A 13,209-nucleotide genomic window follows, 5' to 3' on the forward strand; every position below is an offset into this window, starting at 1 on the left:
GGGCCAAAGGGCACAAGGCCCTCTGGACTCCCACAAGGAAGACGGTAACCTCTACCGCCCACCGCGAAGCCAAGGAGCCTTGCTCCTTGGCTTCGCGGCATGGGGGGTTCCAGGGGGCCTCAGGTCCCATGGCCGCCGGAGGCTCTTCCCGGCACCACGTCCGGCGCTCTTGGGCCGCCGGAGGCTCTTCCCGGCACCACGCCCGGCCATCCCTCGGCATCTCTGGCTTTTGCCGCCACGCCTTGGCGCGGCCATGACGCAACGCCCGCGCCTTCTCGTCCTCGGCCTGGACGGCCTGCCGCTCTCCCTGGCCCGCCAGCATGCCCAGCGCCTGCCGAACGTGTCGCGCCTGCTGCCGCACGCACAGGCCATGCGCGCAGAACTGCCCGAGCTTTCGCCCGTGAACTGGACAAGCTTCTTCACGGCGGAGGGTCCCGGCAGGCACGGCGTGCACGGCTTCACCGTGCTCGACCCCAAGACCTATGCCCTGCGCATTGCCAACTTCAACGACGTGCGCGTGCCGACCATCTTCGACAGGCTGGGCGAGGCCGGGCTTGTCTCGCGCGTTGTGAACCTGCCAAACATGGCCCCGGCAAAGCCGCTGCGCGGCATGCTCATCGGCGGCTTCGTGGCCGAGGACCTCGCCAGCGCGGTGTTTCCGCCTTTTCTGCTGGGACCGCTGCGCGCCGCTGGGTACAGGGTCGAGGGAGACACGACGCGGGGCGCGGCGGAGCCGGAATATCTGCTGGAGCAGCTGCGGCTGTCGCTTGCCGGGCGGCGCGCGGCGCTGAACCTGCTGTGGCCGGATTTGGGCTGGGATTTGTTCGTGTGCGTGCTGACCGAGACGGACCGGCTGTTCCATTTCTTTTTCCCGGCGGTGGAGGAGGAAGACCACCCGCTGCACGCGGCCTGCATGGCGCTGCTTGCGGAATGGGACGGTCTGGTGGGCGAGGTGCTGGAGCGCTACGACGCGCTGCCGGAGCCCAAGGCGCTCTTGGCCTTGGCGGACCACGGCTTCTGCGCGCTGGAAACCGAAGTGGACCTGAACCGGGTGCTCTTGGAAGCGGGCTTCCTGCGGTTGGGCCGCGCCCCGCGCGACGAGTGGGACGCGGGCTGCATCGGGCCGGATGCGCGTGCCTTCGCCCTTGATCCGGGGCGCATCGTGCTGCACCGGGCGGACCGCTTCGCCCGCGGCTGCGTGCGCGAGTCCGAGGCCGCGGGCATCATGGCCGACCTGCGCACCCTGCTTCTGGGCTTGACCTGGAAAGGCCGCCCGGTCATGGAACAGGTGCTGGACGGCCGCGAGCTGTACGGAAGCGAAAACGCGCCGGATCTCATCTGTGTTCCCAGGCGCGGCTGCGACCTCAAGGCGCGCTTTGACCGCGCGGAAGTATTCGGGCATTTTGGCCGCTTCGGCATGCACAGCCCGGACGACGTGTTCTTCGCCGGCACACGGGCCGGCACGAGTGCTGGCACCTGGGGCGGGGCCGAGGTGGCGCGGGTGCGCGATGTGGGCGCCCTGGCGCTGGACTATTTCGGGCTCGGCGGAACGCGCGGGCGGGCCGGGCTTATCCTGTGAGGGGCATTTTGAGCGAGGGGATCTTTTCAATGAGCGGACGTTTCGAGTGAGCATAGATTTCGAGCGGGAGCTGAACCCGGCCCAGCGCGAGGCCGCCCTGCACATGGGCGGGCCGGTGCTGGTCATTGCCGGCGCGGGCAGCGGCAAAACGCGCACCATCGTCTACCGCCTGGCGCATCTGGTGCAGGGCCACGTCTCGCCGGAGAACATCCTGCTGCTCACCTTCACCCGCCGCGCCAGCCAGGAAATGCTGCACCGCGCGGGCCTGGTGCTGGGCAGGCCGCTCACCGGGGCCAGCGGCGGCACCTTCCATTCCTTCGCCTACTCCGTGCTGCGCCGCCACGCCCAAGAGGCGGGCTATCCGCAGGGCCTCACGCTCATGGACCGCTCGGACTCCGAGGATCTGATGGGCGAGCTCAAGGCCCACCTGGACCTGGGCAAGGGCGACCGCGGCTATCCCAAGCGCGCCACCCTGGCCGACATCATCGGCAAATCGCGCAACAAGGAAGTCTCCATCCAGGGCATTCTGGACCGCGAGGCCTACCACCTGCTGTGCTATCAGGCGGACATAGAGCGCCTGGCCGTGGAATACGCCAAGGCCAAGCGCACCCAGGGGCTCATGGACTACGACGACCTGCTCTTCGAGCTGGAGCGTCTGCTGCTGGAGCACCCGGACATCCGCGACACGTTGCGCCGCCGCTATCCGTACGTCATGGTGGACGAATACCAGGACACCAACCTGGTGCAGGCGCGGCTTGTGCGGCTGCTTGCGGGCGAAAACGGCAATGTCATGGCCGTGGGCGACGACGCCCAGTCCATTTACGCCTTCCGTGGCGCGGTGGTGGCGAACATCCTTGATTTTCCGCAGCATTTCCCCAACGCCAAGATCATCCGCCTGGAGCAGAACTACCGCTCCACACAGCCCATTTTGGACCTCACCAACATCATTCTGGCCGGGGCGCAGCAGAAGTTCGACAAGCATCTCTTCACCGACCGCACCGGCGGGGCGCGGCCGCGCATCATCCAGAGCCTGAGCGACCAGTCCCAGGCCACGCAGACCGTCAGCCTCATCACGGACATGGCCTCGCGCCACCCCCTGCACGAGATCGCCGTGCTCTTCCGCGCGGGCTACCAGTCCTATCCGCTGGAGGTGGCCCTGACCCGCGCCGGGCTGCCCTACCGCAAATACGGCGGGGTGCGCTTCCACGAGGCCGCCCACGTGAAGGACATCCTGTCCTTCCTGCGTCTTGCGGCCAATCCATCGGACATGCTGGCCTGGCAGCGGGTGCTCGGCTTCCTCAAGGGCGTGGGCGGCAAGACGGCCGGAAAAATAGCCACCGCCCTGCTGGCCGGCGATACGGCCACGGTGGAGAAGCAGAAGAAGCGCTTCCCCGAGTTGAACGGCCTGCTGGCCGAACTGGACGCCCTGCGCCGCCTGAACCAGGCCCCGGCTCCGGCCCTGGACCGGGCCATGAGCTACTACGCGCCCATGCTGGTGCAGCTGTACCCGGACGACTACCCCAAGCGCCAGGCCGGATTGGAGCAGCTTTCGCAGATTGTGGTGAACTACAAGACCATTGAGGAATTTCTGGCCGACCTGTGCCTGGACGGTTCGCCCGGCGAAGACGACCGCACGGACAACGCCGTGGTGCTCTCCACCGTGCACTCGGCCAAGGGCCTGGAGTGGCGCGCGGTCATCCTCATCGATCTGGTGGAGGACCGCTTTCCCAGCAAGAAGGCCATGCAGCGGCAGGAGGACATGGAGGAGGAGCGCAGGCTCATGTACGTGGCCTGCACGCGCGCCAAGGACGAACTGGCGCTGCTTGTGCCCGGGTCGGTGTTCAACCGCTTCAACAACTGCCGCGAGCCCGCGGTGACCAGCCCCTTTGTGAACGAGCTGCCCGACGCCGTGGCCGACCGCTATGTGGAGACCTTCACCGGCGGTCTGCGCCGCAAGGACGAGCAGGTGCGCCCCGGCACCATGACCCGCGACGACGGCTACCTGCCCCCGGTGATCTGCCCGGAGCCGCCCCGCCGCCCCGCCTATGAGCCGGGTGCCCGGCCGGTGAGCGCAGCCGCCGCGCCGCACGCGCAGTACGATGCCGCGCCAGCGCCCAAGTCGGCCATGGATTCGGCCTACACCAAGTTCGGCATGTGCGAGCACAAGATATTCGGCCAGGGCAAGATCATCGCCGAGATTCCGCCGGACAAGTACCGCGTGAACTTCCCCGGCTTCGGGCTCAAGGTCATCGTCAAGGCCTACGTGAAGCTGCTTTAGCCGGCGCTTCTCAGCCCTTGCCGCCCAGCCAGCCCTTGCGGCGGAAGTAGACCACCATGCCCGTGACCGTGCAGGCCATGACGCCGAGCACCACATAATAGCCGTACTCCGTCTCCAGCTCGGGCATGTGCTTGAAGTTCATGCCGTACAGCGAGGCCATGAAGCTCAGCGGAATGAACACCGTGGAGATCATGGTCAGCACCTTCATGGTCTCGTTCAGCTTCAGGCTCACGTTGGAAAGGTACAGCTCCAGCATGCCGGAGAGCATGTCGCGGAAGGTCTCCACCGTGTCCATGACCTGGATGGTGTGGTCGTACAGGTCGCGCAGGTAGACGATGGTCGAGTCGGCCACCACGGGATAGCCGCCCTTTTCCAGCCGGGCCAGCACCTCGCGCAGGGGCCACACGAACTTGCGCAGGAAGAGGGCCTCGCGCCGCAGGGCGTGGATGGTCTCCAGCTCCTCCGGCGTGGGCGCTGCCAGCAGCTTCTCCTCCACCTCCTCAATGTCCTCGCCCATGCGCTCCAGCACCACGAAGTAATTGTCCACAATGGCGTCGATGAGCGCGTACATGAGATAGTCCGCCCCGCCCTTGCACAGGCGGCCGGCGCCGGCCAAAAGCCGCTTGCGGATCTCGCCGAAGACGTCGCCCTGGGCCTTTTCCTGAAAGGTCAGCAGCAGGTTGTTCTTGAGCACGAAGCACACCTGCTCGTCCTCGATGGTGCGCGCTTTCTCGTTGTAGCGCAGCATCTTGAGCACAACAAAAAGCGCGTCGTCCAGCTCGTCCAGCTTGGGCCGCTGGCCCGTGTGCACTATGTCCTCCAGCACCAGGGGATGCAGGTGGAAAACCTCGCCCAGGCGGACGATGCAGTCCGGGTCGTGCAGGCCGTCCACGTTGATCCAGGTGAGCCCGGGCATTTGCGCAAATGCGGCGCAGGCCTCCGGGGTCGTCGGCGTCTCGCGGCGCACGCCTTCCGGCCCGCCCTCCGGCCCGATGTGGATGGCGTCGAGCGCCACGGCGCGGGTCTGCTTGCGGCCCACGTAGGTGACGGTGCCGGGCGGCATGCCTTTTTTGCTGACGCGGCGGTGCAGGTTCTCGAACATCGAAATGATCTCCTTGGGGCGCATGCGCCAACAGCTGGGTCGAACCAGCGAGGGAAATCGCCCTCCGCGCGGTGTTCTCGTCCATCCCCCTCAGCCTTGGCGCAGGGGCGAAATATTCGCAGGCTCCACAGCGCTCGGCCCAAGACGGCGGGACAGCGACACGGCACAGGATCGCCAGCCGCGCATCCCCAGGTCTTTATCGATGCGAGCGCCGCCAAGAACGCGGGCGCCAAGCGCATCCTCCCCGGTCAAAGCCGGGGCGTTCTGCGAGAACGCAGCCTTAGGCGCTCGGCGGGGGCGGCAGTTCGTCGATCTGCGACGGGTTCAAATGCGCCGCGGCATAGTCCTTGTACACCCCGGCGCTGGTGAACAGGCTGAAGACATCGCCGTCCACGTGCTTGTCCTTGACCATGAAGCCCAGGATCTTCATGGCCTGGGAGAGCTTCATGGGCTCCTTGTAGGGCCGGTCCTTGGCGGTAAGCGCCTCGAAAACGTCGGCCACGGCCAGAATGCGCGCCTGCAGCGAGAGGGCGTCGCCGCCGATGTGGTTGGGATAGCCGGTGCCGTCGAGCTTTTCGTGGTGGGCGCCCGCGAACTCCGGCACGCGCGAAAGGCGCTTGGGGAACGGCAAGCGGCTCAACATGTCGATGGTGACCACGGTGTGGTCCTCGATGATCTTGCGCTCGGCGTCGGTAAGGGTGCCCTTGCGGATGCACAGGTTCATGACCTCGTTCTCCGTCAGCCAGGGCAGTTCGGCGTCGCCGTCCTTGTAGGTGCGCGCGGCTATCTCCTTGACGCGGGCGATGCGCTCGTCGCTCATGAACTCGCCCGGCTTGTTGCACGAGACGACGAACTCCATGTCGGCCTCCAGGTCCTGCCGCCGCTTTTCCAGCTCCTCGGCCACGGCGGTCATCTCCGCCCGGCTGCCGCCGCTGCCCGCCAGTTCGAGCAGGCGCTCCAAAAGCTCGGCCTGCAGCGCCTTGCCGATGAACTTGAAGCGCGTGCGGATCATCTCGATGCGGTCGATGATGGCCTCAAGCTTGGTGCTCTTGTCCACCACATGCACAGGCGTGGTGATCTTGCCCACGTCGTGCATCCACGCGGCGAGCTTCAGCTCCTCCAGCTCGTTCTCATTGAAATGCACGTCCTTGTAAGGGCCGTCGGTCTGATTATTGATGGTCTCGGCGATGCGCATGGTCAGGTCCACCACGCGGTCGATGTGGCCGCGCGTGTACGGGCTCTTGGCGTCAATGGCCGCGGCGATGCTCTGCATGAAGGAGTACAGCAGGGCCTTGAGGCCTTGGATGAGCTGGGTGTTGGTGAGGGCCACCGCCGCCTGGGAGGCCAGCGACTGCACCGAGGCCAGGCTGATGGGCGAAAAGGCCGTCACCTTGCCGGTGGTCTTGTCCTTGGCGTTCAAGAGCTGGAGCACGCCGATGACCTCGCGCTCGTGGTTCTCCATGGGGATGACGAGCATGGACTGGGAGCGGTAGCCCGTGCCCTCGTCGTAGCGGCGGGTGCCGGTGAAGTCGAAGCCCTCGGCGCAGTAAACGTCCTCGATGTTGACCACCTCTCGCGCCAGGGCCACGTGGGAGGAGACGTTGGCGTGGTTTTCCTGGCCGTCGGCCGCGTAGAGCCGCACAGGAGGCAGGGTGATGGGGTTGCCGCTGGTGCCGCCCAGGCGCACGTTCATGGTGTCGTTCTGCATCACCACCCATTCCAGGTACTTGCCGGAATCGTCGACGATGTAGAGGGTCCCCGCGTCCGCGCCGGTTATGGACCGCGCCAGGGCCACGATCATCTCCAGCAGGCGGTCGCGGTTCTGCTGGCCGGAAAGGGCAAGGCCGATGTCCGTCAGATGCTGCACGCGCTCGGTGAGCCGGGACACTTGCCCGCGCAGGTCCTCCAGGGTTTCGGCGTCGCCGCCGGCTTCCCGGCCCGCTTCGCCGTGGCGGCCCTGCTCGGCATCGTTGTGCTCTTCAATCATGGCGGCTCCCTCCCTGAGGTGTCCCAGCGCAGATCCGGCGCTCGTATCGCTTGTCCCTTTGATAGCATAGCTCGCCGCCGATAGGAAAGGGGGGCTGCCCACGGTTGCCCGCTGGACGGGAATGGAGTACAAGGCCCCCGTACATTCGCGCATCGCCAATTCTTTTACCAGGAGTCCTCGTGCCAGCATCCGCCCATCAGCAGCGCATTCTCACCGCTGGCCTCGCTGTCGGACTGGTGGCCCTGGCCCTTTGGCAGGGCGGCATCCTGGTTCTGGCCGTGCTTTTGCTCGTGTGCGCCGCGGGCCAGTGGGAGTTCACGGCCATGTTCCGCCCCGGACCGGAGCACAAAAGCCTGCGCCTCACGGCCGTGGGCATCGGCGCGGTGCTGCTCCTGGCCGTCAAGTTCGGCGGACCGCAGAGCGTCCTGTGGACCCTGGCCGGGTGCTTCTGGTTTCTGGCGCTGCGCTTTCTCTTCCGCTACAGCGCGGACCAGGACCACGCCGACTTCAACGACGAGCTCATCCTCATGGCCGGCGCGGGCTACCTGCCCCTCATGCTGCAATTCGCCCTCACCTTGAGCACCACGGAAATGATCCTGGTCCTCGTCTCCACGGCAGTTTCGGACACGGCCGCCTATTACGCCGGTACGTTCTTCGGCAAGGCCAGAATCTGGCCGCAGGTGAGCCCGAAAAAGTCCTGGGCGGGCAGCATCGGCGGGCTTGTCGGCTGCATCGTGGCGGTGACGGCCTATGGCCTGAACCTGGGCGAAGCGCCCATCTACGTGTGGATCGCCCTGGGCGTTGTTCTGAACATCGCCGCCCAGATGGGCGACTTCTTCGAATCCTCCCTCAAGCGCAGGCTCGCGGTCAAGGACTCCGGCACGCTGCTGCCCGGACATGGCGGCCTGCTCGACCGCATCGACAGCCTGCTGCTGGCCCTGCCCTGCTTCGCCCTGTTCAAATTGGGCATCCCGCTCTTCCCGTAGCCGCAGCATGAAGACCTACATCTCCATCTGGCCGCCCCTCGCCCTGCAAGCGCCCTTCCCGCGCCGCTTGGCCGTGCTGGGCAGCACCGGGTCCATCGGCGTCAGCGCCCTGCGCGTGGTGGACGAGCATCCGGAGCTCTTCGATATTGTCGCCCTGGCTGGCGGCAAGAACGCCAAGCGCCTGGCCGAGCAGGCCGCGCGCCACCGCCCGCCGGTCTTGGCCGTGCTGGACGAAGCCACGGCGAAGGCCTTGCGCGCCCTGCTGCCCGCGGGCTACGCGCCGGAGATCTTGTTCGGCCCCGCTGCCTACGAAGCCATCGCCGCCAGCCCGGGCTCGGACATGGTCCTTTCGGCCATCGTTGGCGCGGCGGGTTTTTTGCCCACCCTGGCGGCGGCGCGGCAAGGCAAGCACATCGCCCTGGCCAACAAGGAAAGCCTGGTCATCGGCGGGCGGCTCATACGGCAGGCCTGCCGCGCAAGCGGCGCCGTGGTGCTTCCCGTGGACTCCGAGCACAACGCCCTGTTCCAGGCCCTGTGCGGCCATGCGGACAAGGACAACGGCGCGGGGCCAGAGCTGGCCCGGCTCATCCTCACGGCGTCCGGCGGGCCGTTTCGCGGCCGCGACGAACATTTCCTGGCTTCGGCCACGCCGGAGCAGGCGCTCAATCATCCCAACTGGAGCATGGGCGCCAAGATCTCCGTGGACTCCGCCAGCCTGATGAACAAAGGGCTTGAGGTCATCGAGGCCTGCCACCTGTACGGTTTGCCCGTGGAGCGCGTGGATGTGCTGGTGCATCCGCAGAGCATCGTGCACTCCCTGGCGGAATACGTGGACGGCTCGCAACTGGCCCACCTGGGCGTGCCCGACATGCGCATTCCCATCGCGCACTGCCTGTGCTTTCCCCGCCGCGTCACACTGGGCATGCCCCGGCTGGACTTGGCGCAGGTGGGCAGCCTGACCTTCGAGAAGCCCGACGAGACGCTGTTTCCCTGTCTGCGTCTGGCCAAGGAGGCCTTTGCCGCAAGCCCCAGCCACCCGGCCGTGCTCAACGCCGCAAACGAGGCCGCCGTCGAACTTTTCTTGCAAAAACGCATTGCCTTCATGGATATTCCCCGGCTCATCGAGGGGGCGCTTGCGCGGCATGCCGCCCTGCCCGAGGACACCGGCGCGGCGGACCTGCTGGCGGTGGACGCCGAGACGCGGCGCACGGTCATTGACTGCGCCGGAGCCGGACTTAGCTGAACCAGAGTTGAATCATTGCAATACCGGGCGCGCCACCCCGAAAAGGGACGCGACAAGGAGCGATTGTGGGTTTTATCGCCGTTCTTCTGGTCCTGGGCGGACTGATTTTCTTCCATGAGCTTGGGCACTTCCTCGTGGCCCGGATGCTCGGCATCGGGGTCAAGGCCTTCGCCCTGGGCTTTGGGCCAAAAATCTGGAGCTTCCGCTCCGGCATGACCGAGTACCGCCTGTGCGCCCTGCCCCTTGGCGGATACGTCATGCTGGCCGGAGAATCGCCGGACAATCCGGAGGAGCCGGAGTTCCCGAAGGACCTGCTCTTCAGCCTGCGGCCCGTGTGGCAGCGCATGTGCGTGGTGGCCGCCGGCCCCATCTTCAACTTCATCCTGGCCTGGGGCATCTACTGGGCGCTTTTCGCTAGCCAGGGCCAAATGGGTCTGGCGCCGACCATCGGCCAGGTGCTGCCCGAAAGCCCCGCTGCCAGCGCGGGCATCCAGGCGAACGACAACATCCTCACGGTGAACGGCCGCGCCATCACCTTCTGGGAGGACCTGACCGAGCTGGTGCAGGCTTCCGAGGGCAAGGTCCTCAACCTGGAGATCAAGCGCGGCAAGGAGCACGTGGCCATCAGCGTCACCCCGGAGCTGCGCGAGCGCAAGAACGTGTTCGGCGAAACCGTGAAGTCGCCCATGCTCGGCATCGTGGCCGCGCGGGAGATCGTCACCCTGGAGCTGGACGCGACGCAGAGCCTCAAGCTTTCGGCCAAGGAGACCTGGCGGGCCATCGTGAACATGGTCACGGCCCTGATAAAGATGATCGAGCGCGTGGTCCCGGCGGACTCCATCGGCGGGCCCATCCTCATCGTGCAGCTCATCAACCGCGAGGCGCAGGAAGGCATCATCGGCGTGCTGGCCCTGGCGGCCGCGCTCTCGGCCAACCTCGGCTTCGTGAACCTGCTGCCCATTCCTGTGCTCGACGGCGGCCACCTGGCGCTCTTCAGCCTGGAGGGCATAACGCGCAAACCCTTGAGCATACGCGCCCGCAACGCGGCCATGCGCCTCGGCATCGCCATGCTGGCGGCGCTCATGCTCTTTGCGACCTACAATGATCTGCGCCGACTCTTCAAATGACGCGGGCCTGATTCTGGCCCTGAACGGGGCGGACGAGCGGCTGCAAATGGTGCTGGGCCGCCTGCGCGCTCCGGTTGAGGCAGGTTCCGACGCCGGATTTGACGCCGCCCTCGCGGCCTCGCAGGAATGGACCATGCCGGGGCAGGCCATGCGCTTCCTCGCGCCGGGCATCGCCAACATGCTGCAGGGCATTGGCGCCAGCGCCAAGGACATCAAACACATCGCCTGCGTGCACGGTCCGGGCAGCTTCACGGGCGTGCGCATGTCGCTCACCCTGGCGGAGGGGCTGGCCGCCGGCAACGGAGCGACGCTGGCCGGGCTCGACCATTTGGCCCTGTTGGCGCACGAGGCCGCCGCTGCCGTCACCGGCGCGGTGCTGGCCCTTTCCTGGTCGCGCCGGGGGCAGGTGTACGCCCAGGCGTTTCAGGGCGCTGCCGCCCTCACGCCGCCTTCCGTGGTCTTCCTTTCCGCCATGGCGGACTTTTTGGCCCCCCTGCCCCGCCCGCTGTTCGTGCTGGGTGGCGGTCTGCGCCGCAATCTTCCCATTTTTCAGGAGCTCGCCTACACGGACGCGGGCCTGCGCCTGCTGCCCGACCTTTGGGACGCGCCCAGGCCGCAGACGCTTTTGACCCTGGCCGCCAGCGCGCGCTTCGGTCCTGGTCCGCTGCTGCCCATATATCTGCGCGCCTCCGACGCCGAGGACAACTTGGCCGCCATCGCCGCCGGACGCGGGCTTTCCGAGTCGGCCGCGCAGGAGATTCTCGCGCGCGGCAGCCGCACCCTGAGCTGACGCCTCGGCTCACAAATCCCAAAATTCAAGCCCCAAACGCCACACCCGAAAACTGCCCGCCCCAAGACGCCGCGCCGCAAAACGACAGAGCGCCGGGCCGGCTTCCTCCCCCCTTTCAGGTTGTCCTGAAGCGGGGCCGACCCGGCGCGCGCCGGTTTGACTGGCCCTGTTTTCCAGGGCCTTGCGTGTGTGAGATCAGGCGGACAGGCGTCCGACAGTGCTGGTGAGCTGGCGCCCAAGAGGCGTCTGGTGGTTTATCTCGCGCTCCACGTTGATGATGCCCTTGAGCACGGTGGAGTGTTTGCGGCCAAGGCGTTCGCCTATGGCGGCCAGCGACAGGGTGGTGTGCTTGCGGCACAGGTAGAAGGCCGTGTTGCGCGCCAGAACCGTCTGCTGGCTGCGGCTTTTGGACAAAAGCTCCGGCTCCTCGATGCCATAGGTCTTGCACACGAAGCTGACGATGCGCTCCACGTCCGGGCTGGCCGACTGGGAGGCGTAGTTCTCAAGCACCTGCCAGGCCAATTCCGTGGTGATGCGCTGGCCGAGCAGCCGGGCCTTGAGCACGAGGTTGTTGAGGCAGCTTTCCAACTGGCGGATGTCCGTGGTCAGGCGTTCGGCCAGCAGGCCGGTGACGTCGTCGGGCACCTGGACCTGCAGGCTGCGGGCCTTGCGCCGGACGATCTCCTCGCGGGTGGCGAAGTCCGGGGTGTCCATGAGGGCCAAAAAGCCGGAGGCGAAGCACGACACCAGCTGGGGGTCGACCTCGTTCAGCTCGCGGGGCAAAAAGGAGCTGGTGAGCACCACCTTGCAGCCGCGGGCCTGCAACGCCTTCAGCGTCATGAGCAGCTCGTCCTGCAGCTTGCCCTTGCCCTGGAAGAAATGAATGTCCTCAAGCAGCAGCACGTCCACGGATTCGCGGAACTCCGCCTTGAAGCGCGCGGCTTCGCGGGCCTTGATGGCCAGCACCAGGCGGGTGGAGAACTCCTCTGCCGAGAGGCAGGCGATGTTCGTGCGGGTGCGGTTGCTCTTTTGCGCCAACTGACGGCCGATGGCGTGCAGCAGGTGCGTTTTGCCAAGGCCAGGGCCGGAGGAAAGGAACAGGTGGTCCGCGGAGAGGGCGTCGTTGCACAAGCCCTTGGAGGCGGCGCAGGCCAGCTCGTTGCACGGTCCGACCACGAAGTCCTCGAAGCTGAAGCGCCAGCGGGTTTCCGCCAGGGGCCGGGGCTGATAGTCCAGGGGCAGCGCCAGGGCGGGCGCGGCCCGCAGCTGTTGCGGCTGCGGGGCTTGCGGCGCAACGGCCACATGCTTGCGCACCACCACGGAAAGGTCCAGGCGCTTGCCGGTCATTTCCTGCGCGGTTTCGCGCACGATCTCCAAAAGCCTCTCGCGCACCCACGTGGCGACAAATTCATTGGGAGCCTGAAGTTCGAGGGTGTTTCCCTCGCACCGGGCGGAAAGCGGCTTGATCCAGAGGGTGTATAACCCCTGTTCCAGTCGATTTTCGAGCATAGGGAGCAGTTTCAGCCAGAGATCCGCATTCATGGAAGCCTGTCTATCCGGCACGGGCACATCGAACAATCCCGCCTGTCGTCAGAAGCGCAGAGGAGAAGCCGGCCGTTCTCTACAATGTAACATACCGAAATATAAACATTCATAAAATTTTCATGGAGACAAGCCTTAAAAAATAGGAATGAGAAAGGCCTGAATACCGGGGCTTCCGGGCTGCCCAGTGCAAGGTGGCAACAACTTGTGAATTACATTTTCAACAAGCACAACTTCAATTTTCGGCTGATTTCGAAAAATCACACAACTTTTCTCGACTGTGTGTTTTCACGGTAGGTACTATTCCTGTGAAACATCCTGGCAAATGAAAGCCGCATGCCCGTGACCCCGACACCGTTTACACTTTTTCATTTCCCCCCGTTGGAGCGATTGAAACACCTTCCCACAAGCAATACGTAAAATGTCTAATTCTACCAAATTTACAGTTGGTTATAAAAACACCAAAACGAACAGGCCCCAGCGAGGCATCACGATTTTGAATAGGTGAATTAGACGGTTAAAAAATAGCCGGTTCGCGCGCCACAGGGCACGGATACGTAGCGGCCAAGCCGCAA

The 13,209-nt window shown here is 65.7% G+C and carries 9 protein-coding genes; 6 read left to right on the forward strand and 3 right to left on the reverse strand.

Annotated features, from left to right (window positions below):
• Nucleotides 1–253: 253 nt before the first annotated feature.
• Both ACYQ4W_RS07080 and ACYQ4W_RS07085 read left to right on the forward strand, forming a co-directional pair.
• The gene (locus ACYQ4W_RS07080; RefSeq protein ID WP_459854611.1) at nucleotides 254–1,579 is read left to right on the forward strand and encodes an alkaline phosphatase family protein; all 1,326 of its coding nucleotides are present in this window, start codon (nucleotides 254–256) and stop codon (nucleotides 1,577–1,579) included.
• A gap of 46 nt (nucleotides 1,580–1,625) precedes the next feature.
• Entirely contained in the window at nucleotides 1,626–3,857 is a 2,232-nt protein-coding gene (locus ACYQ4W_RS07085) for an ATP-dependent helicase (protein WP_459854613.1), read from the forward strand.
• 10 nt (nucleotides 3,858–3,867) lie between these two features.
• Here the strand turns inward: ACYQ4W_RS07085 and corA are convergent, their stop codons facing one another.
• The gene (corA, locus tag ACYQ4W_RS07090; protein ID WP_459854615.1) at nucleotides 3,868–4,959 is read right to left on the reverse strand and encodes a magnesium/cobalt transporter CorA; all 1,092 of its coding nucleotides are present in this window, start codon (nucleotides 4,957–4,959) and stop codon (nucleotides 3,868–3,870) included.
• A 280-nt stretch (nucleotides 4,960–5,239) separates the two neighbouring features.
• The gene (locus tag ACYQ4W_RS07095) at nucleotides 5,240–6,946 is read right to left on the reverse strand and encodes an HD domain-containing phosphohydrolase (protein ID WP_459854617.1); all 1,707 of its coding nucleotides are present in this window, start codon (nucleotides 6,944–6,946) and stop codon (nucleotides 5,240–5,242) included.
• A gap of 179 nt (nucleotides 6,947–7,125) precedes the next feature.
• On the opposite strand from ACYQ4W_RS07095, the gene ACYQ4W_RS07100 reads away from it, so the two are divergent.
• From ACYQ4W_RS07100 to tsaB, 4 genes are all read left to right on the forward strand, one after another.
• Nucleotides 7,126–7,932, forward strand: a complete 807-nt coding sequence (locus ACYQ4W_RS07100; protein ID WP_459854619.1) for a phosphatidate cytidylyltransferase — start codon at nucleotides 7,126–7,128, stop codon at nucleotides 7,930–7,932.
• A gap of 7 nt (nucleotides 7,933–7,939) precedes the next feature.
• Nucleotides 7,940–9,175, forward strand: a complete 1,236-nt coding sequence (locus ACYQ4W_RS07105; protein WP_459854621.1) for a 1-deoxy-D-xylulose-5-phosphate reductoisomerase — start codon at nucleotides 7,940–7,942, stop codon at nucleotides 9,173–9,175.
• 65 nt (nucleotides 9,176–9,240) lie between these two features.
• Nucleotides 9,241–10,302 carry an RIP metalloprotease RseP gene (rseP, locus tag ACYQ4W_RS07110; RefSeq protein ID WP_459854623.1) on the forward strand — a complete coding sequence of 354 codons (1,062 nt, stop codon included), beginning with the start codon at nucleotides 9,241–9,243 and terminating at the stop codon, nucleotides 10,300–10,302.
• Nucleotides 10,277–11,092, forward strand: coding sequence for a tRNA (adenosine(37)-N6)-threonylcarbamoyltransferase complex dimerization subunit type 1 TsaB (tsaB, locus tag ACYQ4W_RS07115; RefSeq protein WP_459854626.1), 816 nt, complete (start codon nucleotides 10,277–10,279; stop codon nucleotides 11,090–11,092). Before rseP ends, tsaB begins: the two co-directional genes overlap by 26 nt.
• A 195-nt stretch (nucleotides 11,093–11,287) precedes the next feature.
• On the opposite strand, the gene ACYQ4W_RS07120 is transcribed toward tsaB, so the two are convergent.
• On the reverse strand, nucleotides 11,288–12,634 hold the full coding sequence (locus ACYQ4W_RS07120; RefSeq protein WP_459854629.1) for a DnaA ATPase domain-containing protein: 1,347 nt from the start codon (nucleotides 12,632–12,634) through the stop codon (nucleotides 11,288–11,290).
• Between the last annotated feature and the right edge of the window lie 575 nt (nucleotides 12,635–13,209).

This window comes from Humidesulfovibrio idahonensis (assembly GCF_054657715.1).